Source organism: Nocardia sp. NPDC050713 (genome assembly GCF_040654315.1).
Lineage (GTDB): Bacteria > Actinomycetota > Actinomycetes > Mycobacteriales > Mycobacteriaceae > Nocardia.
Genome location: NZ_JBFAHS010000001.1, coordinates 84,630 through 100,434 on the forward strand (window position 1 = coordinate 84,630; position 15,805 = coordinate 100,434).

Here is a 15,805-nt window from a genome sequence, read left to right on the forward strand (position 1 = left end):
GTCCGCGCGCGGGCGCCGAGCACCCACACCGATGAGACATCTCGCCCGCGTACGCGCGCGCGAGAGCTGGAATGGACGAATAACCTATGCATGCCGCTTCGAACAACAGAACGCTGTCGACTTTCCGCGAGGAAGGACGGCTAGCCCGCCGGATCCGGCGGGGCGTTCTCTTGTCCGCGGCGATCGCGGCGGCCGGTGCCATGATCGTCGCTCCCGCTCAGGCCGAGCCGGGCATCCCCGGAGTCGGTTCGGGATCGGCGGCCGCGGCCACCGATCCCGCCCCTCAGGCCAACTTCGCGCCGCCGAGCATCAATATCGCCGACGGCGAGACGGTCGGCGTCGCGCAGCCGATCATCATCACCTTCCAGGAGCCGGTGACCGATCACGCCACCGCCGAGAAGGCCATCAAGGTCACCTCGTCGAAGGACGCGCCCGGCCACTTCTACTGGTTCAGCGACAAGCAGGTGCGCTACCGGCCGAACGACTTCTGGCCGGACAACACCGACGTGACGGTGGCGGCGGGCGGCACGACCAGCTCGTTCCGCATCGGCGACGCGCTGATCACCACCGCCGACGACACCACCAAGACCGTGACCGTCACCCGCAACGGCGAGGTCGTGATGGAGATGCCGGTCTCGATGGGCAAGCCCAAGTACGAGACCCCGAACGGCATCTACATCGTCGGTGAGCGCCAGCGCAAGATGATCATGGATTCGTCGACCTACGGCGTCCCGATCGACGCTCCCGAGGGCTACAAGCTCGAGGTCGAGTACGCCACCCGCATCTCCAACAGCGGCATCTTCGTGCACGCCGCCCCGTGGTCGGTCGGCCAGCAGGGCGTGTCGAACGTCAGCCACGGCTGCCTGAACGTCAGCACCGAGAACGCCCGCTGGTTCTTCGAGAACGCGCAGAAGGGCGATCCGGTCATCGTGCAGAACACCGACGGCGGGACGCTGAACTCGCGCGACGGCCTGGGCGACTGGAACTGATACCCGGCCGATAGCCAACGAAACGCCGACCGCGCACTACCGCGCGGTCGGCGTTTTCGTCTCTACAGCTCGCTCCGCCGCGAAATAACCGTTCATGGTTCGCGATTCGGTGGCGCACGGCGGACTGGTCGCATGTTCAACGCGCCGCCGGGCGATGTTCACCGATGATTTGCTGTTCACGTCGTAAAGTCTCCGCCGTGCGAATACGGCGATAAGTTTCGCGACGACACGAGGAGACGACAGCATGGCGACGGTGCATTTCGACCGGGTGACGCACCGGTATTCCGGTGCGCCGAGGCCCACCGTCGACGACCTGGAGCTCGAGATCGCCGACGGGGAGTTCGTCGTGCTGGTGGGGTCGTCGGGCTGCGGTAAGTCCACCAGTATGCGCATGCTCGCCGGGCTGGCCGCGGTGCAGCACGGGCGCATTTCGATCGGCGAGCGGGATGTCACCGAGTTGCCGGCGCACGACCGCGACGTGGCGATGGTGTTCGGAAGCTACGCGCTCTACCCGAATCTGACCGTCGCCCAGAACATGGGTTTCGCGCTACGCGACGCGGGCGTGAACGAGGCCGACGTTCAGGTTCGGGTCGACGAGGCCGCGAAGCTGCTCGAGCTCGAGGATCTGCTGGAGCGCAAACCCGCGAAACTCTCCGAAGGGGAACGCCAGCGCGTCGCGATGGGGCGGGTGATCGTGCGCAGACCCCAGGTCTTGTGCATGGACGACCCCTTGGCCGACCTGAACGCCGGGCTGCGGGTCAGCACCTGGCCCCAGATCGTTTCCCTACAGAAGCGCCTCGGCACCACCACCCTCTACGCCACCCATGATCAGGTCGAGGCGATGGCCGTGGGTGACCGGGTCGCCGTGCTCCGCGAAGGCAGGCTTCAGCAGATCGCCGCCCCGCGCGATCTCTATGACGACCCGGTCAACACGTTCGTCGCGGGTTTCATCGGCTCGCCGGGCATGAACCTGCTCGACGCCCCGGTGCACAACGACGCCGCGATGCTCGACGACCTGCGAATCCCCTTGCCGCGCAGCGCGAAACCGGGCGCCCGCGTCGTCCTCGGCATCCGTCCCGAATCCTGGGCGGTCACCAGCGATTCCGACGGGAGCGTGACGATCACCGCCGAGCGCGTCGAAGAACTCGGCGCCGAATCCTTCCTCTACGGCCACGGCGCCTCCGAGGACTGGAGCAGCCGCACCGGCAAAGTGGTAGCCCGCGTCGACCGCCGCTTCCGCGCCGGCCTCGGCGCCCCGCTGCACCTGCGGCCCAAGCCCGACGAAATCCTCTTCTTCGACGCCGAGACCGAAACCCGCCTTCGCTGAATCTTTTTCGGCGCTACCAGATCTTCACGCGTTCGGCGGGCTCGAGGTAGAGAGCGTCGCCGGGGCGGACGTCGAAGGCTTCGTGGAAGCTGTCGATATTGCGGACGACGGCGTTGCACCGGAATTCGGGCGGCGAGTGCGGATCGACGGCGAGGCGGCGGATGGCCTCCTCGGTGCGGGCCTTGGTTCGCCAGACCTGGGCCCAGCCGTAGAAGACGCGCTGAAGTCCGGTGAGTCCGTCGATGACCGAGGGCTCGGCGCCCTTCAGCGAGATCTTGTACGCCTCGAGGGCGATGGAGAGCCCACCGAGATCGCCGATGTTCTCGCCGATGGTGAATTCGCCGTTGACGGTGTGCTCGTCGGACAGCTCCTTCGGGGAGAGCACGTTGTACTGGTCGATCAACGCCTTGGTGCGCTTGGCGAATTCGGCGCGGTCGGCGTCGGTCCACCAGTCGATCATGTTGCCGTCGCCGTCGTACTTGGCGCCCTGATCGTCGAAGCCGTGGCCGATCTCGTGACCGATCACCGCGCCGATGCCGCCGTAGTTGGCCGCGTCGTCGGCGTTCATGTCGAAGAACGGCGGCTGCAGAATCGCCGCGGGGAAGACGATCTCGTTCATGCCCGGGTTGTAGTAGGCGTTGACCGTCTGCGGGGTCATGAACCACTCGGCCCGGTCGACCGGTCCGCCGAGCTTGTTCAGTTCGCGATCGTGCTCGGCCGCGTAGCCGCTGCGGTAGTTGCCGACCAGGTCCGCGGGATCGATGACCACGGCGGAGTAGTCGCGCCAGCGCTCCGGGTAGCCGATCTTCGGGGTGAACTTCTCCAGTTTCGCCAGCGCGGCCTTCCTGGTGTCCGGACCCATCCACGCCAGCTCGGAGATGTTGCGGCGGTAGGCCTCCTGGAGATTGGCGACCAGCTCGACCATCCTGGCCTTGGCCTCCGGCGGAAAGTGCTCGGCCACATACAGTTTGCCAACCGCCTCGCCGAGCAGTTCCTGAACCAGGGACACACCGCGCTTCCAGCGCTCCCGGTTCTCCTGGGCGCCCGTGAGCGTGCGGCCGTAGAAGTCGAAGTTCTCCTCGACCAGTTCTTCGGTGAGATACGCCGCGCGCGAACGCAGCACGCGCCACGCAGCCCACGCGCGCCAGTCGGCGAGATCCGCCTCGGCCCAGGTCTGCGCGAAGGTGCGCAGGTAGGAAGGCTGGCGCGCCACCACCTCGGCGAACAATTCCGCGACCGGCTTGTCGACGCCCTCGGCAAGCGCCGAAGCCCAGGCCTGCCAATCGAATTCGGGGTTCTCGGCGACCAGCGCGTCGAACGTGACGAGGTTGTAGCTGCGTTCGGCATCCCGGCGGCGAACCACGTCCCAGTGGCCCGCGGCCAGCTTGCGCTCCAGTTCGAAGACCCGCTGCCCGATCGAGTCCAAGTCCTCGGGCAGCAGTGCGGCGATGCGCGGATCGGCGGCGGCGAGCGCGAACATGCGGCCGATGTGCGCGATGTACTTGGTACGGATCTCGGCGAATTCGTCCTGGCGGTAATAGGACTCGTCGGGCAGGCCGATGCCGGACTGGGTGGCGTGCACCAGGTAGCGGGTGGAGTCCTTGTCGTCGGTGTCGACGTAGAGGGCGACCGCGCCGCCGACACCGGTGCGCTGAAGCCGCCCGAGCAGCGCCGCGAAGGCGCCGCGGTCGGCGACCTCGCGCACGGCGGCGAGTTCGGCGGAGATCGGCGTGAGCCCGGCGGCGGCGACGGTCTCGGTGTCCATGAAGCTGGAGTACAGGTCGCCGATCTTGCGCGCGTCGCTGCCCGGCTCGGCGCCCGCGGCGGCGGCGTTCTGGATGATGGCCTGAACGTCCAGCTCGGCCTGGTCGTACAGCGCGCGGAACGCGCCGTCGACCGCGCGGTCGGCCGGAATCCGATATTCGTCCAGCCATTTGCCGTTGACATGCGCGAACAGGTCGTCCTGCACGCGCACGGCGTCGTCGAGGTGGGACAGGTCCAGGCCGGACGGGCTGATCGGTTCGGAAGTCACGATCTCCAGTATGCCGAGTGGACGCGGTGTCGCGAGGTGATCGTGGCGGGGGCTGCGGCGAGTTCACGCAGAGTGAACCCCGGCCGCGCGGGCGACCGGGGTGGGCGGTCAGGCGGGGAGGATGATGCGGTCGAACTCGCCGTCGTGCGCGCCGGCGAGGAAGGCTTCCCACTCTTCGGGGGTGTAGGTGAGGGCGACGTCGCCGTGGCGGAGCGTGGTGGTGCCGTCCGCGGCGGTGTGAACGACCAGATCGGTGTGCGGTCGTCCACTGGTGAGCAAGGTCAGGAACGAGGTCCATGCGCTCGCGGTGACGGTGATGATGGGCTCTTCGGCGGGGCGGTTGGCCGGGTTGCGGCGGTATTTGCTGTCACGGATGAGCACCGCATCACCATCGAACCTGACCTCGACGCATTGATTGCCGTTGTTCGATCGGGTCGACGTGAACCAGCCGGTGGAGCCCGGCGGGCAAGCGGTGGTGGCCATGGGCAGGATTTTACCCGAGCGCGTGCCGCCTGATCAGGGCCAATGACTCGTCACGGGTCAGCGATTGCTCCAGCGCGCGCAGGTAGGCGAAGCTCAGATCGCGCACCAGATCGGGGTCGTCGACCGCGCCGCCGAACACCGCGCTCTCGGCCCAGCCGAAGGTCGGCAACTGCACGCCGGCGAAATCGAGCAGGTGGAAGCTGCAACCGCCGAGGGTGGCGCCCGCGGTCGCGGCGAACGGGATGACGCGCACCTCGACGGTGTCCAGCTCTTCGATCAGCTTGGCCAGGTGCTCGAGCTGACCATGCAGCACCGCGGGGCCGCCGGTCTGCTGCAACAGCGCGGCCTCACCGATGACGGCGGTGAGTTCTACGCCGTCCGGTCCGCGCAACCGATCCTGCCGGCGCATGCGGATGGACACCAGCTGTTCGACCTGCACCGGACGAATCATCACGTCGGCGCTGATGAGCGCGCGAGCATAAGCTTCGGTCTGCAGCAAACCCGGAACGATGAGGCTGTCGTAGCTGCGAATGCTCTGCGCGCCGTGCTCCATTCCGTACAGCCGCTGCAGCTCGGGACCGATCAGCGCGGAGGACTTGGCCCACCAGCCGCGCTGCTTGCTCGCGTCCAGCAGGGCGAGCAGCTCGGTGCGCTCTTCGGCGGTGACTTCCAGCAGCTCGAGCACGGGACCGATGGTGTTGCCGGTGAGCACGCGCCTGCCCTTCTCCACGTGCGACCAGTTCGCCGGGGTGAAGCCGACCCGCTTGGCGAAGGTCGCGGAGTCGAAACCGCGCTGCTCGCGCAGTTCGCGAAGGCGCAGCACCAGTTCCCAACGCGCGACAGTAGGCGAGACGGGTGCCATGACACGCGATGCTACGCCTGGGCAACACGCCAGCGTGTGACTATTGTCAACCTGATTGCCCAGGACTAGGGTCGACACCAGCGGCCGATTCACCCGTCACGTTCACTACGCATCGAGGCGAGGTTCGTCATGAGCACGTTCCGCACCGAATCAGGCAGTCACGGCCCCCTCGGGACACCGGACGCCTCGCCATCACACGCGGCCCAGGAGTACTCGGCCACCCAGGACGCGTTCGCGCGCTGCCGCCACTACCGCAAGGACAACGGTCTCTACGCCGTGGTCGATCCGGCGCTGGGCCGCATCATGCTCGAGGTCGGCGCCGTCGGCGCGGTCGTCATGCCCGCCTCGCTCGGTGCCGAAGTGCGCGCGCTGCTCACCGCGGGCGGGCGACGCGGCGGACCGATCATCGCGCATCCGCGTTCCGGCCGCTGGACCTTCCTGACCGGGCCGACCGACAACTCCTACCTGGATATGGCACTCTTCGCGGACCTGTTCCGGGTCTGCGCCTCGGTCGCCCTGCCGGGCAGCACGATCGTGCTGCCCTCGCCCGCCGACGAACACAGCGGCTACCGCACCTGGGTCGCGCGGCCGGATATGGACTACCGACCGGAGCTACCCGAGGTGATCGCCGCTACCAGGACCGCGGCGATCCCGTCCAAAGACAAGTGAGTTCGGCTACGGCGTCGGCCGCGGCGTCAGCGTGACGCTGAAGCGGTCCTCGATGTTCTGGTTCCACTTCCGCTCGCACTCGTCGATCTTGGCCTGATCGTTGCCCGCCTTGTCCAGGCAGTCGATGAAATCCTTGCCGCCGGAATCGACGAAGAAACTCCAGCCGACGATGGCGATGAGGATCGCGCCGATCAGCGCGAGCACGCTCAAGATCAGACCGGTGACGGCCATGCCGGTACCGCCCGCGGTTCCCTTGCGCGCCTTGACGAACGCGATGATGCCGAAGATGAGTCCGAACAGCCCGAACAGGACGCCGCCGAGGATGGACCAGAAGGTGAGCAGCGCCAGGATGCCGAGCACCAACGCGGTGATGGCCAGGCCCTTGCCCTTCGGCGATTCCTGCCAGTAGGCGCCCTGCCCCGGCGGCGGATATCCGCCGGGTGGCGGCGGATACTGCCCGGGCGGCGGGTATTGGCCGGGCGGGGGATATTGCGACATGGACTTCCTCTCAGTCGGTGCCGCTGGGGAACTCGCTGGCGGGTGCGCTGCGCGGCGGTCGCCTACTGATCGCGCTCCCTACGCTCGGATGTTAATAGGACAAACCGTACGGTGGATCGCTCATTGCCCGCCGAGTCGCGCGTGCATCTCCCAGACCAGAACCTCCGCCGGACCGTGCGCGGTGATCCGCTGACCGCCGCTGCGCGTCAGCCGCACGGCGTCGCCCTCGTACAGCGGGCCGACGCCCTCCATCTCCACCTCGCCGCGGGCGACGAACAGGTGTAGGTACGGCGCGTCGGGCAGGTCGATCACCTGCGGTTCCGCGCCGGGCATGCGGGCCACGTGCAGCGCGGAGTGGCTGCTGTTGATGGCGATCGCGGCGCGGTCGCGGTAGCGCGGCAGGCCGGAGGCCACCGTGACCAAACCGCCGCCCGCCAGCTCGTCATCGATTTCCAGCTGCTGGTAGCCGGGGGTCAGGCCCGGTTCGTCGGGCACCACCCACATCTGCACGAAATGCACGGGCTCCTGGTGCTCGGCGCTGTCGTCCAGCCGCCAGGAGTCGTTCTTCTCCGAATGCAGGATGCCGGTGCCCGCGCTCATCCGCTGGGCGAGGCCTGGGTAGATGACGCCACTGTGGCCGAGAGAGTCCTGGTGCACGAGGCTGCCGCCGAGCACCCAGGTGACGATCTCCATGTCCCGGTGCGGGTGGGTGTCGAAACCCTGCCCGGGCAGCACGATGTCCTCGTTGTTCACCAGCAGCAGGCCGTGATGGGTGTTCTCCGGGTCGTAGTGCTCACCGAAGGAGAACGAATGCTTCGAATCCAACCAGGACACCCGCGTTTTCATGCGGTCGCCGCCACGGTGGATATCGATGTGCGGCGTCGTGAGTGTGGACATCAGGGTCCTCCTCTCTCCGACCGTGCACCGATCACCTTTCAGGGTAGGAGCACTCGAGGTCGCGGTACTCCTGATTCCTAGTAAATTGTCCTGCACTCGGCATTTTACGCGAGCGACCAGCGGGTGAACGGCAGGCGAGCAATACCTACCGGTGCGGTGAAGCGGGGACGGGACACGTAGGGTTACCGGCGACGGAGCCCCTTACCGACGGCACCGAGTTCGAAATACTAAGCGCCCCAACGGAATCGGAGGTGAGAGCCGAATGCGACCGGAAGCGCTCGATCGCATCGAGCGACAGCTCCGCGCCGAGGCGCGCCGCGACGGCATCAGCGACTTCGTGGTCGGTGTCGCGGTCTTCCGCGACCGGAAACTGCTCGTGGTCCGGCGGGTGCCCGACGACTATCACGGGGGCATGTACGAACTGCCGGGCGGCGGCGTGGAATCGGGGGAGACCTTCGCCGAGTGCGTGGCGCGGGAGCTGTTCGAGGAGACCGGGCTGCGGGTGCGCAGCATCACCGAGTTCCTCGGCGGCATCGATTACGCCACCCGCACCAAGCCGCGGGTGCGCAAGTTCAGCTTCCTGGTGGAGGTGGAGCCGGGCGAGGTGGCGCTCGCGCCGGGCGAACACGACGCCTTCGCCTGGATCGACGCGAGCGCGCTCGACGAACTTCCGATGACGACGGATATGCGGGCGGCGGTCAGTTCCCTGGTCAGCTCGGGCTGAGGAACAGGGCACAATCAAGGCGGTGTCGATCGGTCGCCAAGAGAACAGCCCGCCCGCCGACGAGCCGCGCGTTTCGTTGCGCACGGCGCTGCGCGAGAGTCCCGGCGTGTTGCGGTTGGCGATCGTGCGCTTCGCCGGACAGTTCGGCGACGGGATGTTCCAGGCCGCGCTCTCCGGGGCGATTCTGTTCAACCCCGAGCGCGAGACCGATCCGCTGGCCATCGCCGCGGGCTTCGCCGTCCTGCTGCTGCCGTATTCGCTGATCGGACCCTATGCCGGTGCGCTGCTGGACCGCTGGGACCGGCGCGCGGTGCTGCTGGTGGCGAACGTGCTGCGCGGCGTGCTGATCGGCGTGACGAGCGTCGGGCTGGTCGCCGGGATCGCCGAGCCGCCGCTGCTGTTGCTGGCGCTTGCCGTGGTCGGCATCAGCAGGTTCGTGATGGCGGGCGTCTCGGCGGCGTTGCCGAGGGTGCTCGCGCAGCAGTGGCTGGTGCCGATGAATTCGGTGCTCGCCACCGTCGCCTCCGGGTGCGCCGGCGCGGGCGCGGCGATCGCGGTGGCTGTCATCGGAGGGATCGGGGCGGGTGATTTCGCTTCCGCCGTCGCCGTCGCGATGAGCGGAGTGGGTTCGGTGCTCGGCGCGTTGCTCGCGGCCGGGTTCCGGCACGGCGTGCTCGGCCCGGAGGACGGCAGTGCGGTCCACGAGGGGACCGTGCACGCGATCCTCACCGGGTTGCGCACCGGCGCGCGGGCGGTGTGGCAGTCGGTCTCGGTGACCACGGCGATGGTCGGCATCGGCACGCACCGAGTGGTGTTCGGCGCGAACACGCTGATCATGGTGCTGGTGTTGCGGCAGGCTCCCGAGGGCTCCGGTCTGAGCAGCGGCCTGATCGGGTTCGGTGTGGCGATCGCCGCGACGGCGGGCGGCATGCTGGTCGCCGCTGTCGTCGCGCCGCTGGTGATCGCGCGGTTCGGCCGTTCGCGCACGGTCGTCGCCGGGCTCGTCGCCGCGATGATCGTGCAGCTGACCTTGGTGACGCCGATCGCCGTCGCCGAGGCGGGCGCGGCGGCCCAGCGCGCGTATCAACTACTGCTCATGGGCGCCTTCCTGTTCGGGCTGGCCGGGCAGACGATCAAACTCACCGGCGACGCCACCATGCAGATAGATATCGATGACGCCAGGCGCGGGCAGGTGTTCGCCCTCCAGGACACGGTCTTCAACATCGCGTTCGTCCTGGCCATCGCACTGGCCGCGCTGGTGGTCCCGGACGACGGGCGATCGCTGCCGGTGGTGGTCGCGGGCGCGGTCGGGTACGGGGTGGGGATTCTCGCGATCGCGTTGAACAGCAGGCGGCGGGCCCGGGGATAAGACTGCCGGGCTCGACGTGCGGACGCGGGTCACCGCTACTCCGCTCGATCCGAGATGGCTTGACCGGTCTGCCAGCGGCCTGGCGCACGCTCGAGCTTCAGGACCGGGTGGGCAGGGGGCGCCGCCCACTGGACGCGCGGGGCCGCCCGTCTTGGGTCCGGCCGATTCGGCTTCCGGGCGGTTGCGCGGCACCGACAAGGAGCGATCGGCGCGTTCTGCGAACGTGCTGGCCGAGGCGTCCGTGGAGCGGCCGCGCACCGATCAGAGCTCGTGTGTCGTCGCGGGTGGTTCGGTGATCGGCGTGCTCTCCGTGGCCAGCGGGACCGCGGCCGGACGGGCTGGGCGGTCGGACCAGAGCGGGTGCTCGGCGAGCGGTGCCGAATCGTGCGGTTGCTCGGGGAGATTGGGCGGAGTCGTGTGCTCGAGCGGAGGCGGATGCCCCGGCGCGGGATGATCCAACGTGCCGCCGTGAGCGGTCGGCGCCGGTGGGATCGGGTAGTCGGCCAGCGCTTCGGTGACGACCGGGGCGGCGGCATTCTGCGGGGCGGTGAGCGGATCCGGGCCGGTGCGCACGATCCAGTCGAGCGGTTCGCTGCCCGCGTCGGCGGCCGAACCGGTGATCTGGTGGTTCCAGGTGCCGAGGTCGGTGGGGTCGGTATAGAAGTGGTCGAGCACCCCGTCGTCGTCCAGGTCCAGCGCGGCGACGTCGGCGATGCCGGTGCCGTGCGAATCCCACAGCGCGTCGTCGGCGATACCGTCGCCGTCGAAATCCAGTTGGATGGCGTCGGCCGTGCCGGTGCGGGCCAGGTCGAGATCGGCGGGTGACGACCAGACGTGGACGGCGCCGTCGCCCGTCCCGAAGCCGTACTCGATGTCGTTCATATCTGCTTGGACGCGACCGGCCCTGATCCGGTTCCCTCGCGATTGGCGATCGGCACCGCACGGCGCCCGGCCGCAGGCTCTCGGTTCCGGTAAGTTGATCACGCTGCGACCGATTCGACCAGGGAGTCAACAGGTATGGGAGCGATACCGAGGAAGCTGGAGTCCCCAGCGCTCTTCGGTGTGTTGCTCGCGGGTGTGCTCTCGGTCCCGGCGCCCGCGCAGGCCGCACCGCACCCGTGGGCGCCGCCGCCGGTGAATCTCTGCGGCGAAACAGGATTCGATCCGCTGGCCCGCGAGCCCGATCCGAGCCTGCCGCCGCCACCGCCGATCGTGGTGCCGCCGCAGATCGACATCCCCGTGCCGATCCCGGAGATCACGCCGGTTCCGGTGCCGGACCCGCCGCAGGACAAGACCAGGATCGTCCCGGAGCCGCTGCCCGAGGATCCGTGCCACAACCCGTGCCCCGACATCCGGGACACCCCGAAGCCGGATATCGAAGCGGCGGACCCGGAGACGCCCGAGGCTCCCGCTCCCGGCGGCACCGGATCGAGTTCCGGCAGCGGTTCCGGCTCCGGCAGTGCGGACTCCGGTAGTGCGGGCTCGGGCAGTGCGGGCTCGGGCAGTGCGGACTCCGGCAGTGGTTCGGGTTCGGGCAGCGGTTCCGGCGAGGGCGGAATCCAGTTGCCGCGCATCGAGTTCCGTCCCGAGATCGAGCCGATCCCGATTCCGGTGCCCGGCGGTCCCGGCGACGAGCCGCAGCCCGCGCCGCCGCCGGTCGTGCACCCGATCGATCCGGGACCGGTCGCCGAGGCCGTCGTCGCGCCGCGGGTGCGCAAGACCGAGCTGGTCGGCCAGGTCACCGGGCACGGGTCGAACAACCGCACCGATATGCGCTGGCAGGTCGACGGCACCGACCTCGGCTTCATGTGGGAGACCAAGCCGGGCGAGGTCGCCGTCGTCTTCGGCGACACCTTCGGCGAGGGCTGGGTGACCGGTGGCGCTGGCGGCCCGGACTGGCGAAGCAACGTGCTCGGCTACAGCACCGACCGCGACCTCTCCGACGGCTTGACCATCGACACCATGGTGCAGGACAGCCGCTGCCACGCGGCGGAGATCCTGAGCAGCCGCAAGATCAAGAACTGGGAGACCACCGTCATCCCGACCTCCGGGTTCGCGATCGGGAAGCGCCAGTACCTGAGCTACATGTCGGTGAACAGGTGGAGCCGCGTGCCCGGCATGTGGTTCACCAACTACGGCGGCATCGCCTACTCCGACGACAACGGCAGCACCTGGACCAAGGATCAGCACGCCAGGTGGGACAACCTCTTCGGCACGGGCCGCTTCCAGGTCGCGGCCATGGTTCCGCAGGGCGACTACGTCTACATGTTCGGCACGCCCAACGGCCGGGTCGGCGTGGTCGGCTTGGCCAGGGTTCCGAAGAACCAGGTGCTCAACAAGACCGCTTACCAGTACTGGGTGAACGGCGCTTGGGCCCCGGTGATCGAAAACCACGCGACGCCACTGTTCCTCGGCATCGCGAGCGAGGTGTCGGTGCGCTACGACGAGGCCACCGAGAAGTGGCAGATGGTGTATCTGGATTCGGCGCAGGGCGCCATCGTGCTGCGCGAAGCCGCCGCACCGCAGGGCATCTGGACCGACACGGTGCCGCTGGTGAACACCTCGGACTACCCGAAGGCCTACGGCGGTTTCATCCACCCGTGGTCCTCGAGCCGGGATTTGTACTTCACCATCTCGGCCTGGGACACCTACAACGTCTACCTGATGCGCGCCGACCTCGGCACACCGAAGTGATTCAGCCCCGCAGAAACCGCAGTCGCTGACCGGGTCTGGCCTGCGCCACCGCGTCGACGTCGGCATCGAGTACCACCGCGATCACCGGGTAGCCGCCGGTGACGGGGTGGTCGGCGAGAAAGATCACCGGCTGGCCGCTCGGCGGCACCTGAACCGAGCCGAGTGCCATACCCTCCGTGCGCAATTCGCCGGTGATCCGCCGCCGCAGCGCCGGTCCGCCGACGCGGTCGATGCGGGCGCCGACGCGGTCGGTGTCGGGGGAGACGGCCCACTCGGCCGCGAAAAGCGCTGCGGCGTCCTCGAACCAGTCGTCACGCGGGCCGAGCAGCGCGCGCACCGTGACGAGTCCGCCGGGTGGCGCGTCGACCGGCGCGACGTCGACGAGCGGCAGCTCGCGCGGAACCGGCCCGATCGGCAGCCGATCGCCCGCGCGCAGCGGTTCCGGTCCGATGCCGGACAGCGTGTCGCGGCTGCGCGAGCCGAGCACCGGCGCGACGTCGACGCCGCCGCGCACGGCGACGTAGCAACGCAACCCGTTCGCCGCGAATCCGAGCCGAAGGGTCTGTCCCTCTTCGATTTCCAGCACGCTGGCGTGGCCGACCGGGACGCCGTCCAGCACCGCTTGGGCGGGCGCGCCCGCGACCGCGACGGTGTGGTGCCGCTCCGCGCGCAGCACCAGCCCGCCGAGCAGTACCTCGATCGCCGCGGCGTCCTCCTGATTGCCGACCAGGCGATTGGCCAGCCGCAACGACGCGCGGTCGGCCGCGCCCGAGACCCCGACGCCGGAATCGAACCAGCCTGGGCGGCCGAGGTCCTGGATGGTAGCCAGCGGACCGACCCACTCGACGAGCATCATTCGGCCACCTCGAAACGAACCAGCCCGCCCGCCCTGATCAGCGCGGGCGGATCGCGGTCGACGTCCCACATCGTCAGATCGGTGCGGCCGATCAACCGCCACCCGCCGGGCGTACTGCGCGGATAGACCGCCGAGAAGCCGCCCGCGAGCGCGACCGCACCGGCCGGTATGGACGTGCGGGCGGTATCCCTGCGCGGCACCGTGAGTCTCCCGTCGGGGGACTCGAGATAGCCGAAACCCGGTGCGAATCCGACGAACGCGCAGCGCCACACCGTGCCGGTGTGCGCGGCGATCACCTCGTCCTCGGTCATGTCGAGCAGCTCGGCGACATCGGCCAAGTCCGCGCCGTCATAGCGCACCGGGATCACCAGCGGCTCGGGAGAGACGTTGTGCGGCAATGTTCCACGGGAAACATCGCCCGAATCATCCTGCTGCTGGAGGCTTTCCAGCAAGGCGCAAATCTCACGGCGCACCGACTCGGCGGCGTCGGCGGAAGCCAGGGTCACCAGAACGGTTTCCGCGGCGGGCAGCACGTCTTGCACGCCCTTCGGCGCGCTGACGCGCAGGGCGTCGGCCAATCCGGCGGCGCGATCGGGTTCGTCGGGGGTGACGAGCAGCGCCCGGTCTCCGGCCGCGCGAATATATTGCTGCCAGGGCGATTTCGGATCTCTCATATGGCGCTCCGATTACCCGAACGACGCGACCGGCACACCCGATTCCGCGAGCGCGGTGCGAATCCGCCGTGCCATCTCCACCGCGGCCGGAGTGTCACCGTGCACGCACAGGCTGGCGGCGGACACCGCGACCTCACCGCCATCGACGGTCCGCGCCTTGCCCGTCGCCGCGATCGAAATCGCCTGGGTGACAGCCTCGTCGGCGTGCAGCACCGCGCCGGGCAGTCCGCGCGGCGCGAGCAGGCCGGTCGGCGTGTACGCGCGGTCGGCGAAGCCCTCGCCGACGAACCGGACCTTCGCCTCGGTAGCGGCCGCCTCGAGCTCGGTCCCGGACGGGCCGAGCAGCGCGAGCTCCGTGTCGTACTCCGTCATCGCGGTCAGCAGCGCCTCGGCCAGCTCCCGATCCGCGGCGGCCGCGTGATACAGCGCGCCGTGCGGCTTCACGTAGCGGACCCGGTCGCCCGCGGCCTTGGCGAAGGCGTCGAGCGCCCCGATCTGATACAGCACCTCGTCGCGCAGCTCGGCGGGCGTGACCGCGATCGCGCGCCTGCCGAAACCGGCCAGATCCCGGTACCCGACGTGCGCGCCGATCCGCACCCCCTTGCGCACCGCCGTCGCGCAGGTGGCCCGCATGATCAACGGATCGCCCGCGTGGAATCCGCAGGCGATGTTGGCGCTGGTCACGATGTCGAGCATCGCCGCGTCGTCGCCCATCGTCCACGGGCCGAAGCCCTCGCCGAGATCGCTGTTCAGATCCAGCGCCATCGGTGTCCTCCCGCCGTCCAACCTGCGTGCCCGTGACATTCTCGTCCTCGCGCGCCGCACGAGACAAAGAATCGGCAGACCGGCACCGCGGCGCCCGCCCGCGCGGATGGTCGCACCGCTCGGCGGCAAGTACTCTCGGAGCATCATGGCCACGTATTTCGATCCGAAGTCATGGTCGCCGCTGCGGGCCGTCGACTTGGGCAAGCGCCTCTTCGACCAGTCCTGGCTGGAGCAGTGGATCGCGACGACCACCTCATGGGTGGATCCCGTGGTGGACCTCGGCTCGGGCACCGTCACCGCGCTGATGCCGGACGTGCTGATGACGGTGCTCAGCGAAGGCATCCTGAGCCGGTTCGGTGGTCAAGAGGTGCACGCCACACTGCTCGGCCACGAGGTGAACGCGACACTGCAGGTGCTGAAGGTGCGCAGGCGCGGGGCGCACTTCCAGACCAAGACGGTGTTGTCCCGGCTGAGCTGGGACGAGCATCCGATCGAGGCGGTCACGGTGATCGCGCACGGTGTGCGGCTGATCCCCGGGGTTCCCACCAAGTTGCGAGCCGCCCAGCTGGACCTGGAGGGCACCGTCACCACGGCGTCCCTGGTCGGCTGGCTGAACACCCAGCCGCTGGACTGGCGGCTGAGCGTGCACGAGAGCGGGCTGATCCGGGCCGAGCACCGAAGACGCAAGCTGACCGCGCTGGTCGACGTCGCGGTCGAGAACAACCTGCTCACCATCGAGATCCACCGGGCGAACTGGCTCGGCCTCCGGATACCGCGGCGGATGATCACCGCGCCAGCGATCCTGCTGGAGAACCTGCCGCGGCACGCGCGCATCGCGCAGGCGACCCGAGACGGCGACCTGGTCCGGTTCCGGGTCGACCTGCCCGAGACGACCGGCTCTTTCGATCTCGCGCAGATCCGCGACGCCATCGTCGCGGGTACCACGCTCATCGTCTTCTGAGCGCG

16 protein-coding genes are annotated in these 15,805 nt (G+C 68.9%); 7 read left to right on the forward strand and 9 right to left on the reverse strand.

Features of this window, described 5'->3' with window-relative positions; genetic code table 11:
* The first annotated feature begins 86 nt into the window (after positions 1-86).
* Together AB0H49_RS00360 and AB0H49_RS00365 are read left to right on the forward strand one after the other, a co-directional pair.
* Positions 87-989, forward strand: coding sequence for a L,D-transpeptidase (locus AB0H49_RS00360; RefSeq protein ID WP_357245572.1), 903 nt, complete (start codon positions 87-89; stop codon positions 987-989).
* Between the two features lie 244 nt (positions 990-1,233).
* A complete protein-coding gene (locus AB0H49_RS00365) occupies positions 1,234-2,316 on the forward strand; it encodes an ABC transporter ATP-binding protein (RefSeq protein WP_357245575.1) in 1,083 nt (360 codons plus the stop codon).
* Positions 2,317-2,329: 13 nt separating this feature from the next.
* On the opposite strand, the gene AB0H49_RS00370 is transcribed toward AB0H49_RS00365, so the two are convergent.
* The 3 genes from AB0H49_RS00370 to AB0H49_RS00380 all read right to left on the reverse strand — a co-directional run bounded on the left by AB0H49_RS00370 (position 2,330) and on the right by AB0H49_RS00380 (position 5,693).
* Positions 2,330-4,348 carry a M13-type metalloendopeptidase gene (locus AB0H49_RS00370; RefSeq protein WP_357245578.1) on the reverse strand — a complete coding sequence of 673 codons (2,019 nt, stop codon included), beginning with the start codon at positions 4,346-4,348 and terminating at the stop codon, positions 2,330-2,332.
* Between the two features lie 108 nt (positions 4,349-4,456).
* Positions 4,457-4,831 carry a DUF397 domain-containing protein gene (locus tag AB0H49_RS00375; RefSeq protein ID WP_354998315.1) on the reverse strand — a complete coding sequence of 125 codons (375 nt, stop codon included), beginning with the start codon at positions 4,829-4,831 and terminating at the stop codon, positions 4,457-4,459.
* Positions 4,832-4,841: 10 nt separating this feature from the next.
* Complete coding sequence (locus tag AB0H49_RS00380; RefSeq protein WP_354998314.1) at positions 4,842-5,693, reverse strand: Scr1 family TA system antitoxin-like transcriptional regulator; 852 nt, start codon at positions 5,691-5,693, stop codon at positions 4,842-4,844.
* Between the two features lie 129 nt (positions 5,694-5,822).
* On the opposite strand from AB0H49_RS00380, the gene AB0H49_RS00385 reads away from it, so the two are divergent.
* Positions 5,823-6,362: a hypothetical protein gene (locus AB0H49_RS00385; RefSeq protein ID WP_354998313.1), complete on the forward strand. Its 540-nt coding sequence runs from the start codon at positions 5,823-5,825 to the stop codon at positions 6,360-6,362.
* Between the two features lie 6 nt (positions 6,363-6,368).
* Here AB0H49_RS00385 and AB0H49_RS00390 read toward each other — a convergent pair whose 3' ends face one another.
* Together AB0H49_RS00390 and AB0H49_RS00395 are read right to left on the reverse strand one after the other, a co-directional pair.
* Positions 6,369-6,860: a DUF4190 domain-containing protein gene (locus tag AB0H49_RS00390; RefSeq protein ID WP_354998312.1), complete on the reverse strand. Its 492-nt coding sequence runs from the start codon at positions 6,858-6,860 to the stop codon at positions 6,369-6,371.
* A gap of 120 nt (positions 6,861-6,980) precedes the next feature.
* On the reverse strand, positions 6,981-7,757 hold the full coding sequence (locus AB0H49_RS00395) for a pirin family protein (protein ID WP_354998311.1): 777 nt from the start codon (positions 7,755-7,757) through the stop codon (positions 6,981-6,983).
* A 262-nt stretch (positions 7,758-8,019) separates the two neighbouring features.
* On the opposite strand from AB0H49_RS00395, the gene AB0H49_RS00400 reads away from it, so the two are divergent.
* Entirely contained in the window at positions 8,020-8,481 is a 462-nt protein-coding gene (locus AB0H49_RS00400) for an NUDIX domain-containing protein (RefSeq protein ID WP_357245583.1), read from the forward strand.
* A 22-nt stretch (positions 8,482-8,503) separates the two neighbouring features.
* Positions 8,504-9,850, forward strand: coding sequence for a hypothetical protein (locus AB0H49_RS00405; protein WP_357245586.1), 1,347 nt, complete (start codon positions 8,504-8,506; stop codon positions 9,848-9,850).
* Positions 9,851-10,111: 261 nt separating this feature from the next.
* Here the strand turns inward: AB0H49_RS00405 and AB0H49_RS00410 are convergent, their stop codons facing one another.
* Positions 10,112-10,732 carry a hypothetical protein gene (locus tag AB0H49_RS00410; RefSeq protein WP_357245589.1) on the reverse strand — a complete coding sequence of 207 codons (621 nt, stop codon included), beginning with the start codon at positions 10,730-10,732 and terminating at the stop codon, positions 10,112-10,114.
* 135 nt (positions 10,733-10,867) lie between these two features.
* Between AB0H49_RS00410 and AB0H49_RS00415 the strand changes: the two genes are divergently transcribed.
* Positions 10,868-12,544, forward strand: a complete 1,677-nt coding sequence (locus AB0H49_RS00415; RefSeq protein WP_357245591.1) for a DUF4185 domain-containing protein — start codon at positions 10,868-10,870, stop codon at positions 12,542-12,544.
* A gap of 1 nt (position 12,545) precedes the next feature.
* On the opposite strand, the gene AB0H49_RS00420 is transcribed toward AB0H49_RS00415, so the two are convergent.
* Genes AB0H49_RS00420 through AB0H49_RS00430 form a run of 3 tightly spaced genes read right to left on the reverse strand, consistent with a single transcriptional unit; the run spans position 12,546 to position 14,839 of the window.
* Positions 12,546-13,400 (reverse strand): biotin-dependent carboxyltransferase family protein, encoded by an 855-nt coding sequence (locus AB0H49_RS00420; RefSeq protein WP_357245594.1) that lies wholly within the window; start codon positions 13,398-13,400, stop codon positions 12,546-12,548.
* On the reverse strand, positions 13,397-14,074 hold the full coding sequence (locus AB0H49_RS00425) for an allophanate hydrolase subunit 1 (RefSeq protein ID WP_357245597.1): 678 nt from the start codon (positions 14,072-14,074) through the stop codon (positions 13,397-13,399). Before AB0H49_RS00425 ends, AB0H49_RS00420 begins: the two co-directional genes overlap by 4 nt.
* Positions 14,075-14,086: 12 nt before the next feature.
* A complete protein-coding gene (locus tag AB0H49_RS00430; protein ID WP_357245600.1) occupies positions 14,087-14,839 on the reverse strand; it encodes a 5-oxoprolinase subunit PxpA in 753 nt (250 codons plus the stop codon).
* A gap of 145 nt (positions 14,840-14,984) precedes the next feature.
* Between AB0H49_RS00430 and AB0H49_RS00435 the strand changes: the two genes are divergently transcribed.
* Entirely contained in the window at positions 14,985-15,800 is an 816-nt protein-coding gene (locus tag AB0H49_RS00435) for a hypothetical protein (protein ID WP_357245603.1), read from the forward strand.
* Positions 15,801-15,805: the final 5 nt, after the last annotated feature.

Coding starts and splice junctions, on each gene's coding strand:
- AB0H49_RS00375 (WP_354998315.1), bottom strand. CDS start 4,831: ATGGCCACCACCGCTTGCCCGCCGGGCTCCACCGGCTGGTTCACGTCG.
- AB0H49_RS00415 (WP_357245591.1), top strand. CDS start 10,868: ATGGGAGCGATACCGAGGAAGCTGGAGTCCCCAGCGCTCTTCGGTGTG.
- AB0H49_RS00425 (WP_357245597.1), bottom strand. CDS start 14,074: ATGAGAGATCCGAAATCGCCCTGGCAGCAATATATTCGCGCGGCCGGA.
- AB0H49_RS00395 (WP_354998311.1), bottom strand. CDS start 7,757: ATGTCCACACTCACGACGCCGCACATCGATATCCACCGTGGCGGCGAC.
- AB0H49_RS00410 (WP_357245589.1), bottom strand. CDS start 10,732: ATGAACGACATCGAGTACGGCTTCGGGACGGGCGACGGCGCCGTCCAC.
- AB0H49_RS00380 (WP_354998314.1), bottom strand. CDS start 5,693: ATGGCACCCGTCTCGCCTACTGTCGCGCGTTGGGAACTGGTGCTGCGC.
- AB0H49_RS00420 (WP_357245594.1), bottom strand. CDS start 13,400: ATGATGCTCGTCGAGTGGGTCGGTCCGCTGGCTACCATCCAGGACCTC.
- AB0H49_RS00435 (WP_357245603.1), top strand. CDS start 14,985: ATGGCCACGTATTTCGATCCGAAGTCATGGTCGCCGCTGCGGGCCGTC.
- AB0H49_RS00430 (WP_357245600.1), bottom strand. CDS start 14,839: ATGGCGCTGGATCTGAACAGCGATCTCGGCGAGGGCTTCGGCCCGTGG.
- AB0H49_RS00390 (WP_354998312.1), bottom strand. CDS start 6,860: ATGTCGCAATATCCCCCGCCCGGCCAATACCCGCCGCCCGGGCAGTAT.
- AB0H49_RS00360 (WP_357245572.1), top strand. CDS start 87: ATGCATGCCGCTTCGAACAACAGAACGCTGTCGACTTTCCGCGAGGAA.
- AB0H49_RS00385 (WP_354998313.1), top strand. CDS start 5,823: ATGAGCACGTTCCGCACCGAATCAGGCAGTCACGGCCCCCTCGGGACA.
- AB0H49_RS00400 (WP_357245583.1), top strand. CDS start 8,020: ATGCGACCGGAAGCGCTCGATCGCATCGAGCGACAGCTCCGCGCCGAG.
- AB0H49_RS00365 (WP_357245575.1), top strand. CDS start 1,234: ATGGCGACGGTGCATTTCGACCGGGTGACGCACCGGTATTCCGGTGCG.